Annotated in this window: 20 protein-coding genes; 11 read left to right on the top strand and 9 right to left on the bottom strand. The window is 66.6% G+C overall.

Annotation, left to right across the window (positions count from 1 at the left end):
* Positions 1-76: 76 nt before the first annotated feature.
* Together IFT87_RS13945 and IFT87_RS13950 are read left to right on the top strand one after the other, a co-directional pair.
* Entirely contained in the window at positions 77-1,069 is a 993-nt protein-coding gene (locus tag IFT87_RS13945; protein ID WP_031438995.1) for an SPFH domain-containing protein, read from the top strand.
* Positions 1,069-1,506 carry an NfeD family protein gene (locus IFT87_RS13950; RefSeq protein ID WP_192190955.1) on the top strand — a complete coding sequence of 146 codons (438 nt, stop codon included), beginning with the start codon at positions 1,069-1,071 and terminating at the stop codon, positions 1,504-1,506. Before IFT87_RS13945 ends, IFT87_RS13950 begins: the two co-directional genes overlap by 1 nt.
* A 112-nt stretch (positions 1,507-1,618) precedes the next feature.
* On the opposite strand, the gene IFT87_RS13955 is transcribed toward IFT87_RS13950, so the two are convergent.
* Complete coding sequence (locus tag IFT87_RS13955) at positions 1,619-3,229, bottom strand: phosphoenolpyruvate carboxykinase (protein WP_031438993.1); 1,611 nt, start codon at positions 3,227-3,229, stop codon at positions 1,619-1,621.
* Between the two features lie 202 nt (positions 3,230-3,431).
* Between IFT87_RS13955 and IFT87_RS13960 the strand changes: the two genes are divergently transcribed.
* The 7 genes from IFT87_RS13960 to IFT87_RS13990 all read left to right on the top strand — a co-directional run bounded on the left by IFT87_RS13960 (position 3,432) and on the right by IFT87_RS13990 (position 8,676).
* Positions 3,432-4,139, top strand: coding sequence for a response regulator transcription factor (locus IFT87_RS13960; RefSeq protein WP_031393404.1), 708 nt, complete (start codon positions 3,432-3,434; stop codon positions 4,137-4,139).
* A 1-nt stretch (position 4,140) separates the two neighbouring features.
* Positions 4,141-5,724 carry a sensor histidine kinase gene (locus IFT87_RS13965; protein ID WP_192190956.1) on the top strand — a complete coding sequence of 528 codons (1,584 nt, stop codon included), beginning with the start codon at positions 4,141-4,143 and terminating at the stop codon, positions 5,722-5,724.
* The gene (locus IFT87_RS13970) at positions 5,714-6,169 is read left to right on the top strand and encodes an HPr kinase/phosphorylase (protein ID WP_192190957.1); all 456 of its coding nucleotides are present in this window, start codon (positions 5,714-5,716) and stop codon (positions 6,167-6,169) included. Before IFT87_RS13965 ends, IFT87_RS13970 begins: the two co-directional genes overlap by 11 nt.
* On the top strand, positions 6,166-7,083 hold the full coding sequence (gene rapZ / locus IFT87_RS13975; RefSeq protein WP_031438990.1) for an RNase adapter RapZ: 918 nt from the start codon (positions 6,166-6,168) through the stop codon (positions 7,081-7,083). The genes IFT87_RS13970 and rapZ overlap by 4 nt, the downstream gene beginning before the upstream one ends.
* A 16-nt stretch (positions 7,084-7,099) precedes the next feature.
* On the top strand, positions 7,100-7,507 hold the full coding sequence (locus IFT87_RS13980; protein WP_031393408.1) for a PTS sugar transporter subunit IIA: 408 nt from the start codon (positions 7,100-7,102) through the stop codon (positions 7,505-7,507).
* On the top strand, positions 7,504-7,779 hold the full coding sequence (locus IFT87_RS13985) for an HPr family phosphocarrier protein (protein WP_031393409.1): 276 nt from the start codon (positions 7,504-7,506) through the stop codon (positions 7,777-7,779). Before IFT87_RS13980 ends, IFT87_RS13985 begins: the two co-directional genes overlap by 4 nt.
* Before the next feature lie 99 nt (positions 7,780-7,878).
* The gene (locus tag IFT87_RS13990; RefSeq protein WP_037528485.1) at positions 7,879-8,676 is read left to right on the top strand and encodes a TrmH family RNA methyltransferase; all 798 of its coding nucleotides are present in this window, start codon (positions 7,879-7,881) and stop codon (positions 8,674-8,676) included.
* Between the two features lie 9 nt (positions 8,677-8,685).
* On the opposite strand, the gene rmuC is transcribed toward IFT87_RS13990, so the two are convergent.
* The 3 genes from rmuC to recR all read right to left on the bottom strand — a co-directional run bounded on the left by rmuC (position 8,686) and on the right by recR (position 11,745).
* Positions 8,686-10,149 carry a DNA recombination protein RmuC gene (gene rmuC, locus IFT87_RS13995; protein ID WP_107933760.1) on the bottom strand — a complete coding sequence of 488 codons (1,464 nt, stop codon included), beginning with the start codon at positions 10,147-10,149 and terminating at the stop codon, positions 8,686-8,688.
* Positions 10,150-10,565: 416 nt separating this feature from the next.
* On the bottom strand, positions 10,566-11,090 hold the full coding sequence (def, locus tag IFT87_RS14000) for a peptide deformylase (protein ID WP_031438987.1): 525 nt from the start codon (positions 11,088-11,090) through the stop codon (positions 10,566-10,568).
* Positions 11,091-11,148: 58 nt separating this feature from the next.
* Entirely contained in the window at positions 11,149-11,745 is a 597-nt protein-coding gene (recR, locus tag IFT87_RS14005; RefSeq protein WP_031393413.1) for a recombination mediator RecR, read from the bottom strand.
* A 52-nt stretch (positions 11,746-11,797) separates the two neighbouring features.
* Here recR and fmt point away from each other — a divergent pair, with 52 nt between their 5' ends.
* Together fmt and truA are read left to right on the top strand one after the other, a co-directional pair.
* Complete coding sequence (gene fmt / locus IFT87_RS14010; RefSeq protein ID WP_192190958.1) at positions 11,798-12,724, top strand: methionyl-tRNA formyltransferase; 927 nt, start codon at positions 11,798-11,800, stop codon at positions 12,722-12,724.
* A complete protein-coding gene (gene truA, locus IFT87_RS14015; RefSeq protein ID WP_037528489.1) occupies positions 12,721-13,461 on the top strand; it encodes a tRNA pseudouridine(38-40) synthase TruA in 741 nt (246 codons plus the stop codon). Before fmt ends, truA begins: the two co-directional genes overlap by 4 nt.
* A 12-nt stretch (positions 13,462-13,473) precedes the next feature.
* Here truA and IFT87_RS14020 read toward each other — a convergent pair whose 3' ends face one another.
* The 5 genes from IFT87_RS14020 to IFT87_RS14040 all read right to left on the bottom strand — a co-directional run bounded on the left by IFT87_RS14020 (position 13,474) and on the right by IFT87_RS14040 (position 18,724).
* A complete protein-coding gene (locus IFT87_RS14020; RefSeq protein WP_192190959.1) occupies positions 13,474-14,670 on the bottom strand; it encodes a class I SAM-dependent RNA methyltransferase in 1,197 nt (398 codons plus the stop codon).
* Positions 14,667-16,157 carry an NAD(P)H-hydrate dehydratase gene (locus IFT87_RS14025; protein ID WP_192190960.1) on the bottom strand — a complete coding sequence of 497 codons (1,491 nt, stop codon included), beginning with the start codon at positions 16,155-16,157 and terminating at the stop codon, positions 14,667-14,669. Before IFT87_RS14025 ends, IFT87_RS14020 begins: the two co-directional genes overlap by 4 nt.
* Positions 16,154-16,429, bottom strand: a complete 276-nt coding sequence (locus IFT87_RS14030) for a hypothetical protein (protein ID WP_249403358.1) — start codon at positions 16,427-16,429, stop codon at positions 16,154-16,156. Before IFT87_RS14030 ends, IFT87_RS14025 begins: the two co-directional genes overlap by 4 nt.
* Before the next feature lie 106 nt (positions 16,430-16,535).
* Positions 16,536-18,257, bottom strand: a complete 1,722-nt coding sequence (gene ilvD, locus IFT87_RS14035; protein ID WP_192190962.1) for a dihydroxy-acid dehydratase — start codon at positions 18,255-18,257, stop codon at positions 16,536-16,538.
* Positions 18,258-18,373: 116 nt separating this feature from the next.
* Entirely contained in the window at positions 18,374-18,724 is a 351-nt protein-coding gene (locus IFT87_RS14040; RefSeq protein ID WP_031396103.1) for a response regulator, read from the bottom strand.
* Positions 18,725-18,733 lie beyond the last annotated feature (9 nt).

Consider the following 18,733-nt stretch of genomic DNA (forward strand, 5'->3'; position numbering starts at 1 on the left):
AAGCGGGCGCGTACGGCTAGGCCCCTCTGCGAACGGCGTGCTATAGCCGGGCACTACACGCATGGGGGATATTCCGATGGGGTTGATTGTCGCCGGGCTCGCAGTGGCGCTGGTGCTGTTCTATTTGATGACCAGTATCAAGATCGTACGTCAGGGCTATCAGTACACGATCGAACATTTCGGAAGGTTCACCACGGTCGCAAGGCCCGGCTTCAATTTCTATCCGGCGTTTTTCTACCGCGTCGGGCGGAAGGTGAACATGATGGAGCAGGTGATCGATATTCCCGGGCAGGAGATCATCACCAAGGACAATGCGATGATATCGACCGACGGGGTCGTGTTCTTCCAGGTGCTGGATTCGGCCAAGGCCGCCTATGAGGTGTCCGACCTGTATCAGGCGCTGCTGCAGCTCACGACGACGAACCTTCGCACCGTCATGGGCTCGATGGATCTCGACGAGACATTGAGCAAGCGCGACGAGATCAATGCGCGATTGCTGAGCGTCGTCGACCACGCAACGACGCCGTGGGGCGTCAAGATCACCCGGGTGGAGATCAAGGACATCCGTCCGCCAGCAGACATCGTCAACGCCATGGGCCGCCAGATGAAGGCCGAGCGCGAGAAGCGCGCAAACATTCTGGACGCGGAAGGCTCACGCGCCTCGGAAATCCTCCGGGCAGAGGGCCAGAAGCAGGCACGGATCCTGGAGTCGGAGGGCCGCAAGGAATCGGCCTTTCGCGATGCCGAGGCCCGCGAGCGTGCGGCCGTTGCCGAAGCGTCAGCGACCCGGGCCGTGTCGCAGGCGATCGAGGAGGGCGGCGCGCAGGCGATCAACTATTTCATCGCGCAGAAATATGTCGAGGCAATCGGCAAATTCGCCACGTCGCCCAATGCGAAGACGATCCTGTTTCCCGTCGAGGCGACCCAGTTGATGGGAACGCTGGGTGGCATTGGCGAGATTGCGAAGGATGCCCTGCGCGACACGGTGCCGTCAGCCACCTCGGCAGCGAAGCCGTCACCCAGGGGACCATTTGAACTGTCGAACGCCAACGAAGTGCCGAAAAGCTAATGTATGGAGTCGGACCGGCCGTTGCATGGCTGATCGCTGCGCTGGTGTTGGGAATCGCGGAACTGGCTGTTCCGGGCGTTTTCCTGGTCTTTCTGGCGATCGCCGCAGCGTTCACCGGGGTGATGGCGCTCGCGTTTCCGGACCTGCCGGTCGCCGTACAGCTTGTAGCCTTCGCGGTCTGGAGTGTGGTCGCGGTCACGATCGGCAAACGATGGTATCGTGACTATCCGGTCGAGGGCGGGGATCCGCTGCTGAACGACCGCGCGGCGCGATTGATCGGCCAGATCGTGATGGTCGAGACGGCGCTCGTTGGTGGCCAAGGCCGTGTTCTCGTCGGTGACGGCAGCTGGCCCGCACGCGGGCCCGACGCGGCGGTCGGCACGCGGGTCAGGATCGTCGCGGTGATGGACGGCGCGGTGGCTGTGGAACCTCAGTAGACGGGCGTCGCAACGTCTCGGACGGCCCGTTTAATGTCGATGGCGGGACCGAGAAGGGCTCGACGCCCCATCCCGGTCCGGCACCCGCGAACCTACCGGGCCGCTCGGTTTGTCACGCAGCTTCGGTCACCTTCGGCGCCGCCTGCATTACGCTGGCATCGACATGCTCCGAGAACTGCGCGAAATTCTCGACGAACAGATCGACCAGCTTTGCCGCTGTCGCGTCATAGGCATCGGTATCTGCCCATGTCGTCCGCGGATCGAGGATGGCGTCGTCGACGCCCTGTACGCTCACCGGAACCTGAAACCCAAAGTTAGGGTCCGTACGAAATTCGGCAGTCTTCAGACTGCCGTCCAGCGCAGCGTTCAGAAGCGCACGCGTAGCCTTGATCGGCATCCGGCTGCCGACACCATATTTGCCCCCGGTCCAACCCGTATTCACCAGCCAGCAGTCGACCCCGCCGCGGGCGATCCGCGCTTTCAGGAGATTACCATAAACCGAGGGATGCCGCGGCATGAACGGAGCGCCGAAACAGGTCGAGAACGTCGCATCGGGCTCGGTCACGCCGATTTCAGTGCCGGCGACGCGGGCCGTATAGCCTGACAGAAAGTGGTACATCGCCTGATCCGGCGTCAGTTTGGCAATCGGCGGAAGCACACCATAGGCATCGGCGGTCAACATCACGATGTTCCGCGGAACCGGACCCATATTGTCCGCCGAGCTGTTGGGAATGAAGTCGATCGGATAGGCGCCCCGGCTATTTTCCGCGAGCGTGTGATCGTCAAGATCAAGCAGGCGCGTGGTGGGATCCATCACGACATTCTCGAGAACCGTTCCGAACCGCTTCGTCGTCGCGAAGATCTCGGGCTCGGCATCGGCCGACAAACGGATCATCTTGGCGTAGCAGCCACCTTCGAAGTTGAAGACGGCGGTATCGGACCAGCCATGCTCATCGTCGCCGATCAGCGTTCGGCTGGCATCGGCACTCAAGGTCGTCTTGCCGGTGCCAGAAAGCCCGAAGAACACCGCGGTATCGCCGTTTGCGCCCATGTTTGCCGAACAATGCATCGGCATCACCCCGGCCGGCGGCAGGAGGTAGTTGAGCAGGCCGAAGACCGACTTTTTCATCTCCCCGGCATATTTCGTACCCCCGATAAGGATGAGCCGATCGGTGAAATTGACCGCGATGACGGTTTCGCTGCGGCAACCATGCCGCGCGGGATCGGCCTGGAAGCTGGGCAGATCGATGATCGTATAGTCGGCTTGAAAGCCTTTCAGCGCCGACGCTTCCGGACGGACAAGCATCGTCCGGATGAAGAGATTGTGCCAGGCGAGTTCCGTGACGACGCGAACATTCACCCGGTGATCGGGTTGCGATCCGCCATATAGGTCCTGAACGAACAGCGTATTCTTCTGCGCCAGCGCGGCGTAGAAATCTGCCTTCAGTGCGGCAAAGTGCGCCGCAGCCATCGGCTTGTTGCTCTTGCCCCACCAGACGGTCGCGCCGGTTTCCGCGTCGCGGACGATGAACTTGTCCTGAGCCGAACGTCCGGTATGGGCGCCCGTTTCGACGACCAGGGGCCCGTCGGCGGACAGACGCCCCTCACCCCGGTCGAGCGCGGCTTCGACCAGCTGCGCGGTCACCAGATTCCAGTGCACCTCCGCATGTGTTTCAATTCCCTGCGCATCGAGCCCTGAGGCAGGGGTTCGCAAATCGGACACGGCATCTCTCCATAAGACACTTGCGCATACGTATGTATGTCGTTGAGGCTCGATCTAGGCGGGCCTGTGATCCGGGTCAATTCGACCGGAGGGCGTGCAACTCACGCCGCGGTCTGGTGTACCCCGGTTGAGTACGCTAGCACTTTGCCCTACGCAGCCCGAGATTTATCCCGGCGGGCGCCAAGAAGATGACAGCCAGACCATGACGGCAACGATCGCGCTCGTCGATGACGACCGAAACATCCTGACGTCCGTGTCGATCGCCCTTCAGACCGAAGGGTTTGTCACGCGGGTCTATTCGGATGGCGAGACCGCGCTGAAGGCCTTGACGGACAATCCCCCCGATCTGGCGATCTTCGACATCAAGATGCCCCGTATGGATGGTCTGGAACTGTTGCGGCGGCTGCGCGAAAAGAGCCAGATACCTGTCATCTTCCTGACCAGCAAGGATGACGAACTCGACGAGGCGCTTGGCCTTGCGATGGGGGCGGACGATTATATCGCGAAGCCGTTCTCGCAGCGATTGCTGATTGCGCGGGTCCGGGCGATCCTGCGGCGCGCGGAGTTGACCCGGTCGCCTGGCACGGAGACGGAGGCCGAGGCGGCCGGGCCGCTTGACCGGGGACGGCTCAGCATGGACCCGGCGCGCCACCGGACCCTGTGGGCTGGCGAACCCGTGACGCTGACGGTGACGGAGTTCATGATCCTCGAAACGCTCGCGCAGCGGCCGGGTATCGTCAAGACGCGCAACCAGTTGATGGACGCAGCCTATCAGGACGACATCTATGTCGACGACCGGACGATCGACAGCCACATAAAGCGGCTTCGTCGCAAGTTCCGACAGGTCGATCCAGATTTCGACGCGATCGAAACGCTGTATGGGGCAGGCTATCGGTTCTCCGAAGATTAGCATGGGACGGAGCGATTCGGGCGACGACGTGGGCGATCGTAACGAGGATGACGGTCGCGACCTGACATTACGCTGGTCGGGTCAGATCTCGCTCACGCGGCGCATCCTCGCCGTCAATATCTTCGCGCTCTTGCTGCTCGCAGGCGGCTTTTTCTACCTCGATTCCTATCGCAGCCGTATCGTCGACAGCCGCGTCGCGCAGGCCGTACGCGAGGCGCGGCTGATCGGTGAGGCAATCGCCGCAGTCGATCCGGCGCTGCGTGAGCCGCTCATCGTTCGGCTGGCGCAGGATACGGGCTCGCAGATCCGGGTCTTCGACCGCGACGGGCAGATCATCAAGGACAGTCGCGCACTGGGGCTACGCAGTTTCGTGCTGCACGACCCGGACAAGGAAGACTGGGGGCAGGATGCCGCGCGCTTTCTCGACGCGGTCATCGACGTGGTCGTGATGGCGCCCCGCGCACCGCTTTACCGCGAACGCGGCCCGCGGCAACGCTGGCCCGACGTCGAGGACGTACGGTTGCGGCATGGCATCTCCACGACGGTCTGGCGCGCGCCCGACCGCACCCCAGTGATAACGGCTGCGGCCCGCGTGCCGGGCGGCGGCGTGGTGATGACGACGGTGAACGCGCGTGACATCACGCGCACCGTGCGTATCGAACGCTTCCGCCTGAGCATGGTGCTGTTGCTGGTCTCAATCGTGTCCGTGCTGCTGTCGCTGTTCCTTGCACGCACCATCGTCCGGCCCCTGCGCCGTCTCGCTCGGGCGGCGGTGCGGGTGCGGCTCGGGCGCGCGCGCGAAGTCGTGGTCCCTCGACTGCCGTCGCGCCGGGATGAACTGGGCATGCTTGCCAGGGCGCTGTCGGACATGAGCCTGGCGCTCAGGGCCCGCATCGACGCGACCGAAGCGTTCGCCGCCGACGTTACGCATGAGATGAAGAACCCGCTGGCGTCGTTACGGTCTGCGGTGGAAGGGCTGTCACGCGTGCAGGATCCCGCCCTCAAGGAGCAGCTGATGGCGATCGTGCGAGACGATGTCCATCGACTAGATCGGCTGATCTCCGACATCTCCGACGCGTCGCGACTGGACGCACAGCTCAGCCGGGCAAAGTTCGAACCGATCGACATGGTCAGCCTGATCGACGGCTTGCTGTCGCAGCGCCTCGCTCGCGACGTCGAACGTGAAATCCGTTTTCGCTTCGATCGCAGCGACGATGGCCCGTTCGTCGTGCTCGGCGAAGGCGCCCGGCTCGAGCGTGTGATCGAGAACCTGATCGATAACGCGGTATCCTTCTCGCCCGACCGCGGCCTGATCACGTTGTCTGCAATGCGCGGCGCGCACGAGGTCGTCCTTCGTGTCGAGGATGAGGGCCCGGGCGTCCCTCCAGACGCACGCGATGCGATCTTTCGCCGCTTCCACTCGGTCAGACCTGACGGCGAAGCCTTCGGGCGTCACTCCGGATTGGGGCTCGCCATTGCGCGCACCATCGTCGAGGGGCATCAGGGCACGATCACCGTCGAATCGCGCGAGGATCGGCTGGGCGGTGCCCGGTTCGTAATCCATCTGCCGCTGTATGCACGATGAGGGAGCCCTAGTTCTGTCTGTCCTCTCGTCCGATCGCCTGCATGCGACGACCGTCTCGATCGGCGGCCAGGGCGTCCTGCTGGAAGGACCTTCCGGCATCGGCAAGTCCGACCTCGCCCTTCGCCTTATCGACCGCGGCGCAATGCTGGTCAGCGACGACCAGACCATCGTGGTGCGCTCGGGTGCCCGGTTGCTGGCACACCCACCCGCTTCCATCGCAGGCCGGATCGAGGTTCGCGGCCTCGGCATTATCGTCATGCCCTATGTTGTCGACATACCCATCGCCTTGCTCGTACGGCTAGGAAGTCAGGTCCCGCGGATGCCCGAGCTTGAGGCGCGGCGGATCGCTGGTGCCGATATCCCGGTCCTCCTGCTCGAACCACTCCAGGCGTCCGCTCCACTGAAGGTTGAACTGGCTCTGAAACACGGAATTCTCTCCGCATGACGCGCCAATCAAAGCCGATCCTGCTGATCACTGGCATGTCGGGCGCGGGCAAATCGACCGTCCTCAAGACGCTTGAGGATCTGGGCTGGGAGATCGTCGACAACCTACCGCTGATGCTGCTCGATCGGTTGCTAGATACGCCGCGCGCAAAGGGACAAATGGATGATTCCACCCCCCTGGCGATTGGTATTGGCTCGCAAACGCGCGATTTTGATGCGGATCGCATCATCGGGCGCATCCGCGATCTCCGCGATCGGCACGGTCTGGAAATCGGGACGCTGTTTCTCGACTGTTCGGGGGTAGAACTCGAGCGACGCTATTCGGAAACACGGCGGCGTCATCCGCTAGCCCCCGATCGCCCCGCGGGCGACGGGATCGCGCGCGAGCGTGAAATGCTGCGGCCGCTGCGCGACTGGGCGAACCGGTTGATCGACACGACCACATTGGCGGCCAACGAGCTGGCGCAACAGATCCGCCACAGCTTCGCGCAGGACGATCAGGGTGCTCCGACGCTGTCGATCCAGTCGTTCGGCTTCGCGCGCGGGCTACCGCGCAACGCTGACCTTGTCTTCGACATGCGGTTTTTGCGAAATCCGCATTGGGATCCGCAGCTGCGTCCTGGGACCGGACTGGATGCCGAGGTTGCGCAATATGTCATGGCCGATCCGGCCTATGAAGCCGCTGTCAGCCGCATCGAGGATCTGCTGCTCCTGTTGCTGCCGCGCTACAAGGCGGAGGGCAAGTCCTATGTCAGCGTTGCGATCGGGTGTACCGGAGGGAGACATCGATCGGTTCATGTCGCCGAACGGATCGCCGGACGGTTGCGCGCAGAGGGTTTTTCGCCCACGGTAAACCATCGCGACCTGGGGGCCGCGCCGCAGGACTCGCTTGAGGGACCACCGGTCGGCTTATGAGTATGAAGCGTCTGATATGATCGGCCTAGTTTTGGTGACCCACGGGCGGCTCGCCGACGAGTTCGTGACCGCAATGGTCCATGTCGTCGGCCCACAGGAACGCGTCGCGGCAATCGCGATCGGCCCCGATGACGATATGGAGGAACGCCGCGCGGATATCGCGACGGCGATCGCCGAGGTCGATGCGGGACGCGGCGTGATCGTCCTGACCGATCTGTTCGGCGGTACCCCGTCCAACCTTGCCATCTCCCTGATGGAGCGGGGCCGGGTGGAGGTGATCGCGGGAATGAACCTGCCCATGCTGATCCGGCTGGGATCGGCCCGCAAGGCGATGACGGTCGTGGCGGCGGTCGCTGCCGCGCGTGAAGCCGGCCGGAAATATATATCCGTCGCATCCGAGGTTCTCGGCGAGGCGGCCGCGTGACCGCGGTTGCGCGCACGGTCCTGATCACCAACCGCCGGGGATTGCATGCCCGGGCCAGCGCAAAGTTTGTCACACTTGCCTCCTCGCAACCTTGCGACGTGCTGGTCGAGAAGGACGGCGCGGGGAGCGTGACGGGAACGTCGATCATGGGGCTGATGATGCTCGGGGCCGCGATGGGCGATTCGATCGTCATATCGGCGACCGGCGATGGCGCGGACGAAACCGTTGCCCGGCTGGTCGAACTTGTCGAAGCCAAGTTCGGCGAGGATTGAGCCCCCTTCCCCGCAGCGCTTGCCGTGCGGAGTTGCGGCGGGCATGAGCAGCGCATGTTGAGCAACCTCCCCTGTTTCCGCGCGCCGAAGGGCCGATAAATGCCTCGCGAAATTACCGCTTTCTCGAACCCGTTGATCAAATATGTCCGCGATCTTCGCGACAAGCGACATCGCAAGGCTGCACGCCAGTTCCTTGCCGAGGGGTTGCGGATCCTGACCGAGGCTCGCGAGACCGGCCGCCTGCCCCGCACGCTCTTCTACGCCGCGGCGAGCGCCAACCACCCGCTGGTCCATGCGCTGTCGATGGATGTCGAGGAGGCTGGTGGCGAATCGATCCAGACGACGCCGGACATCCTGTCCAAGCTGTCGGGCAAGGACAATCCGCAGGCGGTGGTCGGCGTGTTCGACGAGTTCGACGCGGCACTTGAGGATCTGGACCGGACCAGTGCGGGGATCTGGCTGGTCGCCGAGCGACTGCGGGACCCGGGCAATCTCGGCACGATTTTGCGGACCGGCGATGCCGTCGGGGCGGGCGGGCTGATCCTGATCGGCGAGTCGGTCGATCCGTTCTCCGTCGAGGCGGTGCGGGCGAGCATGGGGGCGCTGTTCACCATTCCGGTCGTCAAGACCGAGTGGGCGCCGTTCGAGGCCTGGCTCCGCAGCGGTCCCGGGCAGCTGGTCGGGCTGAGCCTCGACACCGAGACCGATTACCGGGCGGCGACGTACAGCGCCCCGACCTTCCTGCTGACCGGCAACGAGGCCCAGGGCATGCCGGCGGAGATGGCCGAAGGCTGCGACACGCTGGTCAAGATTCCGATGCTGGGCAAGGCCGACAGCCTGAACGCCGCGGTTGCCACTGCGGTGATGGCCTATGAGGTTCTTGCCCAACAGCGTTGAAAAGACGGATTAAACGTCCGCGGTCTCCGGCTTTTCGATCAGTGCCGGCCCCTCGCCGAGCGCCAGCGCGTCGATCGACGAAACGTCCTCGAGATCGCGCGCGCCGGTCTCGATATTGAGGTCGCGGAACTTGCGGCCGGTGACCATAAGGCGGCCGTTGAACGAGTTGGTGAAGCCGTTGAAGTTCTTCACCGCGCTGTTGAGACCGACCCCGACCTTGCGCAGATCGTCAGCAACCTTGGCGAGACGATCGTGCATCTCCTTGCCGAGCTCGCCGATCTTGCGTGCCTCGTTGGCGAGCTTTTCCTGCCGCCAGACCGCAGCAACCGTCCGCGCGATCGCAATCAGATTGGTAGGAGTGGCGAGCAAGACCCTCTTTTCAAAGGCGAAATCCCAGAGCGTCGGATCATGTTCGAGCGCGGCGGAGAGGAAATGCTCGCCGGGGACAAACATGATCACATAGTCGGGCGTATCGGCGAACTGGCTCCAATAGGCCTTGTTGCCGAGCCCGTTGACATGCGCACGCATCGACGCGGCGTGTGCCGCCAGCCCGACCAGCCGCTCGGCCTCGTCGACCGCACCGAAGGCATCCTGATAGGCGTTGAGCGAGACCTTGGCATCGATGACGAGTGCGCGGCCGCCGGGGACGCGGATGATCGCATCGGGGCGAAGCCGGGCGCCGGCGCGCTCATCGGCATCACCGACCGCGACGCTGACCTCGGTCTGGAAATCGGTATGTTCGCTCAGGCCGCAGGTCTCGAGCACGTTCTTCAACTGCTGCTCTCCCCAGCGGCCGCGCGACTTGGGCGCGTTGCGCAGCGAGTTGACGAGCTTGGCGGCTTCGGTCGAGACCTTTTCCTGGCCGAGCCGCATCTGTTCGATCTGCCCCTTGAGATCGCCGAACGCGTCGCGGCGCTCCGCCTCGACCTTGGCGACGCCCTCTTCATAGCGCTGCAGCCGGTCGCTGACGGGCTGGAGCATCGACTTGAGGTTCTGCCCGGCGGATTCCTCGGACTGGCGGAAGCGGGCGTCGGCGCGGTCGAGGAAGGTCTTTTGCGCGTCGCTCAGCAGCTTGTTGGCGACGTCGCCGAACTGCGCGGCCATCACGTCCTTGGCGTCGCGCAGCTCGACCAGCCGCGCCTCGAACGCCTCGCTGCGGGCATGTTCGGTGGCGAGTTCGGTGCGCGCGGCGTCGCGGTCGGCGCGGATCGTCGCGAGATCGGTGCGCAGGCGGTCCGCCTCCCCGGCCCGCTCGGCATTCTGCGCACGCAGCGTGGCGAGATCCTGGAGCGCGGCATTGCGCTCCTGCTCAACCGCGTCGCGTGCGGTGCGGACCAGATCATAGTCCGCGGCCCGCGTTCGGGCGACCGCGAGATCGCTGGCGAGTGCGCCGGCACGACGCGAGGCTAGCAGCCAGCCGAGCAACAGTCCGGCGGCGGCTGCGAGCAGCGCGACGATCACGAGTTCAGTCATGCCAGCGTCCCAATGTTGCGAATGTTGAGACGATAAGCGTGTTTTGCGCCGAGATCCGTACAATTTCCGGCGAGGCGCCCGGCTAGGCAGGGTTTGGGCGCGGGCGGCTGGGGGGGCACGGTCTGAAAGGTCATCGTTAGAACATAGCACGAACGACGTGGTTGGGACAGAGGGATTTTCCTACCTTCGGGCGTTGGCCTTGGTCGCTACTGGAGCGGAGTTGGGCTTTGCGGGCGGTAGTGAGTGATTGCCGGGGACGTGCCAACTGGGCCCCGGCCTTCGCCGGGGTGGTGTTTTTGGGGGTGGTGTTTCTGGCGTGTGCCGCCCGCGATTACGCGGGGCTTCCCTGCCTGGGCCCCGGCCTTCGCCGGGGTACTGGTCTGGGTTGGCCGGTCGGCTTAACGACCGGCGCCGGGTCAGCCGAGCTTGCGGGCCTTGGCGAGTTTCTTGAGGACCATGTCGCGCTTGAGGCGGCTGATGTGGTCGATGAAGAGGACGCCGTCGAGATGGTCGATCTCGTGCTGCATGCAGGTCGAGAGCAGGCCGTCGAGCTCTTCCTCATGCGCGGCGCCGGTCTCGTCGAGCCACTTCACGCGGCAGCGGGCGGGGCGGACGACCTCGGCATATTGCTCGGGGATCGAGAGGCAACCCTCGTTATAGGTCGACATCTCTTCGCTGACCGAAAGGATCTCGGCGTTGATATAGGCCTTGGGATTCCTGATCGGCTTGTCTTCTTCGTCCTTCTCTTCCTGAAGGTCGATGACGAGGACGCGCTGCTGCACGCCGACCTGAGTCGCGGCGAGGCCGATGCCGTTGAAGTCGTACATCGTCTCGATCATGTCGGCGACGAGCGTACGGGTGGAATCGTCCACCGACGCCACCGGCTCCGCGACGAGGCGCAGGCGGGGATCGGGGACTTCGAGAACGGTCATGACGGTCATGCTGCGCAGCTAGGTTCGGCGGGTTGAGCCGTCAAGCATTTGGGTTAGGCCGCGACGATCAGGCCATCGGGCGACGCGCGCGCAGCGCCTGGGCGAGCGTGCCCTCGTCGAGATAGTCGAGCTCGCCGCCCACCGGCAGGCCGTGCGCGAGCTGCGTGACGCGGACGGGGAAGCGTTCGATGCGCTCGGCGATGTAATGCGCGGTGGTCTGGCCTTCGAGCGTCGCGTTCATCGCGAGCACGACCTCGTCGATCCCCCCCGCCTCGATCCGGCGGACGAGATTGTCGATGCTGAGATCCTCGGGACGGATGCCTTCTAATGCGGACAGGCGACCGCCGAGCACGTGGAAGCGACCGGGGAACAGCCGCGAGCGATCGAGCGCCCAGAGATCGGCGACCTCCTCGACGACGCAGAGCGAGCGCTGGTCACGGCGCGGGTCGGCGCAGATCGCGCACGGGTTGGTCGTGTCGACATTGCCGCAGACGCTGCAATTCTCCAGCCGCTCGTCGACCGCGGTCAGCGCCTCGCGCAGCGGCCCCAGCGCGGCGTCGCGCTTCTTGAGCAGATGCAGCACGGCGCGGCGTGCGGACCGGGGGCCGAGGCCGGGGAGCCGGGCCAGCGCCTGCGTCAGCGCCTCGATCTCGGGGGATGCCATCACGACCAGATAGGGGGTTGCGTCGCTCCCCGCCAGCGTGTTCGAGAGGGGCATGCGGATCATCTTCATGGGAACGCCGGACTTCGCGGTGCCGGTGCTGGAGGCCCTCGTCACGGCGGGGCACGAACTGGTGGCGGCCTATTGCCAGCCGGCACGCCCGGGCGGGCGACGCGGGCGCGAACTGGTGCCGTCGCCGGTCCAGGTCCGGGCGGAGGCGCTGGGCATCGAGGTTCGGACGCCGGTGTCGTTCAAGGCGTCGCTGCCCGAGGGGCTCGCCGCGCGGGAAGCGTTTGCGGCGCTCGACGCTGATGTCGCGGTGGTGGCCGCCTATGGCCTGATCCTGCCGCGCGCGGTGCTCGAGGCGCCGCGGTTCGGGTGCCTTAACGTCCACGGCTCGCTGTTGCCGCGGTGGCGCGGGGCGGCGCCGGTGCAGCGCGCGATCCTCGCGGGCGATGCGAAGACCGGGGTCGGGATCATGCAGATGGAGGCCGGGCTGGATACCGGGGCGGTTCGGCTCGAGGGGCGGACTGACGTTGCGGGGAAGACGGCGGGGGATCTGACCGCCGAGCTGTCGGCGATGGGCGCGCGGTTGATGGTCGAGGTGCTGGGCGATCTCGACGCCCACCCTGCCCGGCCGCAGCCCGAAGAGGGCGTCACCTATGCGGCCAAGATCGACAAGGCGGAGGCGCGGATCGATTTCGAGCGGTCGGCGGTCGAGGTCGAGCGGCTGGTGCGCGCGATGAACCCGGCGCCGGGCGCGTGGTTCGAGGTCGCCGGCGAGCGCGTGAAGGTGCTGGCGGCGGACGTGTTGCCGTTCAGCTTTCTCGGGTGCGAGGGGCTGACCGTAAATGCCGAGCTGACGATCGGGTGCGGCGACGGTGCGATCCGGCCGACTCAGGTACAGCGGGCCGGGCGCGGCGTGACATCGGCCGAGGAACTGCTGCGCGGGTTTGCGATTCCCTCGGGGACTCAGCTTTGACGCGGTTCGCGCTCACGGTGGAGTTTGACGGCCGGCCTTTCATGGGCTGGCAGCGGCAGAAGCATGGGCCGAGCGTGCAGGCCGCGCTCGAGGCGGCGGTGCTCAAGATGACCGGCGAGGCCGTGGCGGTGCAGGCGGCGGGGCGGACCGATGCGGGGGTGCATGGGATCGCGATGCGCGCGCATGTCGACATCGAGAAGCCGCTCGCGGCGTTCCGGCTGATGGAGGGGCTGAACGCGCTGGTCAAACCGGCGCCGGTTTCGGTGCTGGCGTGCGAGGTGGTGGACGACGACTGGCATGCGCGGTTCTCGTGTATCGGGCGGTCGTACGAGTACCGGATCGTCAACCGGCGCGCGCCGCTGAGCTTCGAGGCCGGGCTGGCGTGGCAGGTGCCGCAGCCGCTGGATGCGGAGGCGATGGCGGAGGCGGCGCGCGCGCTGGTCGGGCGGCACGACTTCACGACGTTCCGGTCGGCACATTGCCAGGCGGACAGCCCGATGCGGACGCTCGACCGGCTCGACGTGGTGCGCGCGGGCGAGCGGCTGTTCGTCTACGCGGCGGCGCGGTCGTTCCTGCATCACCAGGTGCGGTCGATGGTCGGGTGCCTGGCGCTGGTCGGCATGGGGCGCTGGGCGGTCGGGGACGTCGCGGACGCGCTGGCGGCGAAGGATCGGGCGATGCTGGGGCTGAATGCACCGCCCGATGGGTTGTTCTTCGTGGCTGCGGTTTATCCCTGAGGAATTAACACCTTAGCGGACGAACTTCGCAGCGAGTTCGACATGCGTCGACCAGAGGAACTGGCCGACCGGCTGGATCCAGTCGATCCGCCAGCCGGCGTCGCAGAGCTCCTTGGCATCGCGCGCGAAGCTCGCCGGGTTGCACGAGACGTAGACGATCACCGGGGTCTTCGACGCGGCGAGCGCGCCGGCCTGTTCCCGCGCGCCCGAGCGGGGCGGATCGATCACCACCGCGTCGAACCGGTCGAGCTCGGCGACGGTCAGCGGGCGGCGGTACAGGTCGCGGTGCTCGGGGAAGACGGGGCGTTGCAGGCGGTGCGCGGCGGCCTTGAGCGCGGTCAGCGCGTCGCGCGCGCCCTCCGCGGCATAAACCTTCGCCGAGATCGCGAGCGTGAAGGTGCCGAGCCCGGCGAACAGGTCGGCGACGGTGGCGGGCGTACCGATCGCCTCGAGCACCGCGGCGGTGAGCGCGGCCTCGCCGTCGGGGGTCGCCTGCAGGAACGAGGCGGGTGGCAGCGGCACGGGAACGCCGCCCAGCGTGATCGTCACCGCATCGGGCTCCCAGCGGGTCTCCGGCCCCAGACCGTCGTCGAACGCGACGCGAGCGATGCCGTGCTCCTCGCAGAACCGGGTGAGCGCTTCGGCGGCGGGGAGGCCTTCGGGCGCGAAACCGGTGATGAGGATGTCGGCACCCTGGTCCGCGAGCGTCAGGTGGATGTCGGCACGGCGGCGGAAGTTGAGCCGCTTGAGCAGGCTGCGCAAGGGAGCGACGAGCGCGAACAGCCGCGGATCGAGGATCCAGCATTCCTTGATGTCGACGATCAGATGCGCTTTCTCGGCGGTGAAGCCGAGCGTGATCCTGCCGCCCTTGGCCTCGGCATGCAGCGTCGCGCGGCGGCGGCTGCGGACCGGCGAGATATGCGGGGTGCGGATCGGCGCGGACAGGCCCTGCCCGTCGAGCGCCGAGGCGATCCGGTCGGTCACGAAGGCGCTGTAGCTCTCGTCGTCGAGATGCTGGAGCTGGCAGCCGCCACAGGTCGGGAAATGGACGCAGGGCGGCGTCTGGTGGTGCGGGCCGTGGGTCACGCTGCCGTCGGCGGCGAGCGTGTCGCCGGGCGCGGTGAAGGCGGCGTGGCGGCCGTCGGCGGTAATGCCGTCGCCGCGCGCGGCGACGCGGACGATGGTTTTGGTCGTTGGGTCACTGGTCATACGGACGCTCTGGCCGACCGGAGCGCATCCGCCAAGTCATCGGCGATAAATGCCGGCCCCGAACGACGCGCAGCCTCGCCGTGAAGCCACACACCCGCGGCGGCGGCGGCGAGCGGATCGAGCCTTGCGGCCAGCATCGCGCCGATCGCGCCGGCGAGGACGTCGCCGGTGCCCGCGGTGGACAGCCAGTCGCTCGCGCCGGGCGCGAGCCGGACGCGGCCGTCGGGGGCGGCGATGACGGTGTCCGCACCCTTGAAGACGACGACCGCCCCGGTGCGGGCGGCGGCGTCGCGGGCGCGGGTGATCTTGTCGTCGTCCGATCGCCCGAAGAGCGCGTCGAATTCGCCGGCATGCGGGGTGAGGATGACGGGGACGGTGAGCGCGCGGATCCGGTCGGGATCGAGCAGGCGGAGCGCGTCGCCGTCGAGGACGAGCGGGTGGCCGGCGGCGAGCGCGGCATCGAGTCGGACGCGGGCGGTGGCGTCGCGGCCGAGGCCTGGACCGATGACGAGCGCGCCAATCCGGTCGTTGGCGAGCGCGTGGTCGGAGAACGCCGCGCGGACGAGTGCATGCGGCGGGCCGGCGCTGTCGCCGAGCAGCGTCACATAGCCCGCGCCCGCGCGCATCGCGGCGAGCGCGGCGAGGTCGGCGGCGCCTGCCATCGTGCCGGCGATGACCCCGACCATGCCGCGGGTGTATTTGTGCGCATCGGGTCCGGGCGGTGCGAGGTGCGGGCTTTTGAGCACTTCCGTCCGGCTGGTGACGGGGACACCGATGTCGAGGAGGCGGACCTCGCCGCAATAGCGCGCGGCGGGCTGGAGGAGATGCGCGGGTTTGAGTGCGCCGAGGGCGAGTGTGAGGTGGAAGACGGGGGGTGTCGTGAGCGCGTGGCCGGAGTCGGTGGCGAGGCCGCTGGGGAGGTCGATGGCTATGGCGAGGGTGGCGGCTTTGGTCAGGGTGTGGAGTCTTTCCCCGATCGATACCTCCCCGGCGGAGGCCGGGGTCCAGTTGGGTGAACCGTGCGAGTCGTCGATAGCGGTGCCCAACTGGGCCCCGGCCTTCGCCGGGGGGGTGTTTGGGGTTTGGGGTGAAGGACCATCCAGCGGGCGGGTGAGGCCGGTGCCGAAAAGGGCGTCGACGAGAATTGGAGCGGGCGTCGCGTCCACGAGAGTTTGGACGGGGCCGGGCCACCCTGCCCTTGCCGCCCTAGCAGCGTCGGTGCGGGGTTGGGACAGCGCGGCGACGCGGACGGTTGCGCCCAGGTCGGCGAGCACGCGCGCGGCGACATAGCCATCGCCGCCATTGTTGCCGGGGCCGCAGAGGATCAAGATGGCGTTCGATCCCGCCAGACGGTGGACCGCGTGCGCGATCGCGGTGCCTGCGCGGTCCATCAGCGTCTCGACCGCGACCCCGGTTGCGATCACCGCATCCTCAGCAACGCGCATCTCGGCGGCGGTCAGGACGGGCTGGCCCTCGATCCGGATCATGAGCCGTTCGCACTTGGCTGGACCGTCGCCGGGAGGCGGTAGCGGTCGGTGCCCAGCGCGACGTCGATGCTGCCGGGCGCGGATGCCGTGACCTGCGCCCGCTCCGCCCCGTCGGCGGCGACGACGCTGCGGCCGTCGGGGGCGACGCGCAACCTTCGGAAGCCGCCATCGGCGTGGCGGAGGGTCAGGATCACGCCATCAGCGCCGCGCGACTGCTCGATCGTGCAGTCGGGGGCCAAAGCGGCGGCCCCCTTGGCGCAGGGGACATGCATGACGGGTGGGTCGTCGCGGCGTGACGCCGTGTCACCGGTGTCGGGCTTGCCGCTCCCGCAGGCTGCCAGCGGGAGCGAGACAAGCCCGACAAGATACTGCGATCGTTTAGATATCCGCGTAGACATGCGTTTCGGCTGCGGCTCCCGGGTGCGTGACCGCGCCCTTGTACGCCGGACCGACGGTCTTCGCATAGCGCCACAGCGCCCCCGAGCCGTAATCGGTCTTGCGTGGGACCCAGACCGCGCGGCGTGCCGCCATCACGTCCTCGGGAACATCGAGATCGATCGTCCCCGCCTCGGCATCGATATGGATCATGTCGCCATCCTCGACGAGTGCGATCGGGCCGCCATCGGCAGCTTCGGGGCCGACATGGCCGATGCAGAAGCCGCGCGTGCCGCCCGAGAAACGGCCGTCGGTGATCAGCGCGACGCTCTCGCCCATGCCGAGGCCATAGAGCGCGGCGGTGGTCGAGAGCATCTCGCGCATGCCCGGACCGCCCTTGGGACCTTCGTAGCGGATGACGATAACCTCGCCCTCGTTGATCGCGCGCGCCTCGACCGCGGCGAAGGTGTCCTCCTCGCAGTCGAACACGCGCGCCGGCCCGCTGAACTGCAGCCGATGCATCCCCGCGACCTTCACGATCGCGCCATCGGGGGCGAGGCTGCCACGCAGGCCGACGACGCCACCCGTCGGGGTCAGCGGGGTGCTGATGTCGTAGATGACCTTCTGGTCGGGGTTCCACGTCACCTGGTCGATATTCTCGGCCAGAGTCTTGCCGGTTACGGTCATGCAGCTGCCGTCGAGGAACCCGCCGCTGAGCATCGTCTTCATCAGCATGTAGACGCCGCCCGCCTCGTACATGTCCTTGGCGACATACTTCCCACCGGGTTTGAGGTCGGCGATGTACGGCGTTGTCTTGAAGATCTCCGCGACGTCGAACAGGTCGAACTCGATCCCCGCTTCCGACGCCATGGCGGGCAGATGCAGCGCGGCGTTGGTCGAGCCGCCGGTCGCGGCGACGACTCGCGCCGCATTGATGAAGGCCTCGCGGGTGCAGATGTCGCGCGGGCGGATATTGTCGGCCAGGCACTCCATGACCTGCGCCCCCGCAGCCACCGCGATCTGTTCACGCGTCGTGTAAGGAGCTGGCACCATGTTGCTGTTCGGAATAGACAATCCGATCGCTTCCGCGACGCAGGCCATGGTGTTGGCGGTATATTGCCCACCGCAGGCGCCGTGACCCGGGCAGGCGACCTTCTCGAGCGCATGCACCTCCGACAGCGGGCAGGCACCGGCGGCATATTTGCCGACGATCTCGAACACGTCGACGACGGTGACGTCGCGCTCCTGATAGCGGCCGGGCAGGATGGAGCCGCCATAGACGAACACCGACGGGATGTTCAGGCGGAGCATCGCCATCATCATGCCGGGCAGCGACTTGTCGCACCCGGCAAAACCGACCAGCGCATCGTAGCAATGGCCGCGGACCGAGAGTTCGACCGAGTCGGCGATGACTTCACGGCTGACGAGGCTCGCCTTCATCCCCTGATGCCCCATCGCGATGCCGTCGGTGACGGTGATCGTGTTGAAGCGGCGCGGCATCCCGCCACCCTGGATGACGCCCGCCTGCGCGGCATCGGCCTGCGCATCGAGCGTGGTGTTGCATGGGGCTGAGTTGTTGCCGGCGGATGCGAGCGCGACGAACGGACGCGCGATATCCTCTTCGGGAATACCCATCGCGTAGTAATAGCTGCGGTGCGGCGCACGCTCTGGACCGACGGAGACATGCCGGCTCGGCAGGCGCGATTTATCGAATATACGGGTCATGGCGACCGCCTATGTCGCGAGACGGGGCCTTTGCGCAAGACAGTTGCGTATGGATTTGCAGTTTTATCCGCCGCGGGCGTGGCCGGGCACCCGCCGCAAAGCGAGCGCGGCGGGCGTCAGAGGCTTTCGAGCGCCTTGGCGACGCCGTCCATCGTGAACGGCTTCTGCAGGCGGGGCCGGTCACGGAAGCGCGGATCGAGGCCGTCATCGCCACCGCCGGTCGCGAACACGAAGGGAATGCCGCCCTCTGCAAGCCGTTCGGCGATCGGAGTACTCTTCTCACCGCCACGCAGGTTGACGTCGAGGATCGCGGCGTCGACACCCCCGGCCGAGATGCGGTGCAGGGCATCGGCGACGGTGTCGACGGACCCTGCGACGCCCTTGTCCAGCACCTCGAGGAAATCCTCGAGCATCATGGCGATCAACGGTTCATCCTCTACGATGAGGATCTGCTGTGGCACGTTCATATTTTGTAC

This window comes from Sphingomonas sp. CFBP 8765 (genome assembly GCF_014841445.1).
Classification (GTDB): Bacteria; Pseudomonadota; Alphaproteobacteria; order Sphingomonadales; family Sphingomonadaceae; genus Sphingomonas; species Sphingomonas aerolata.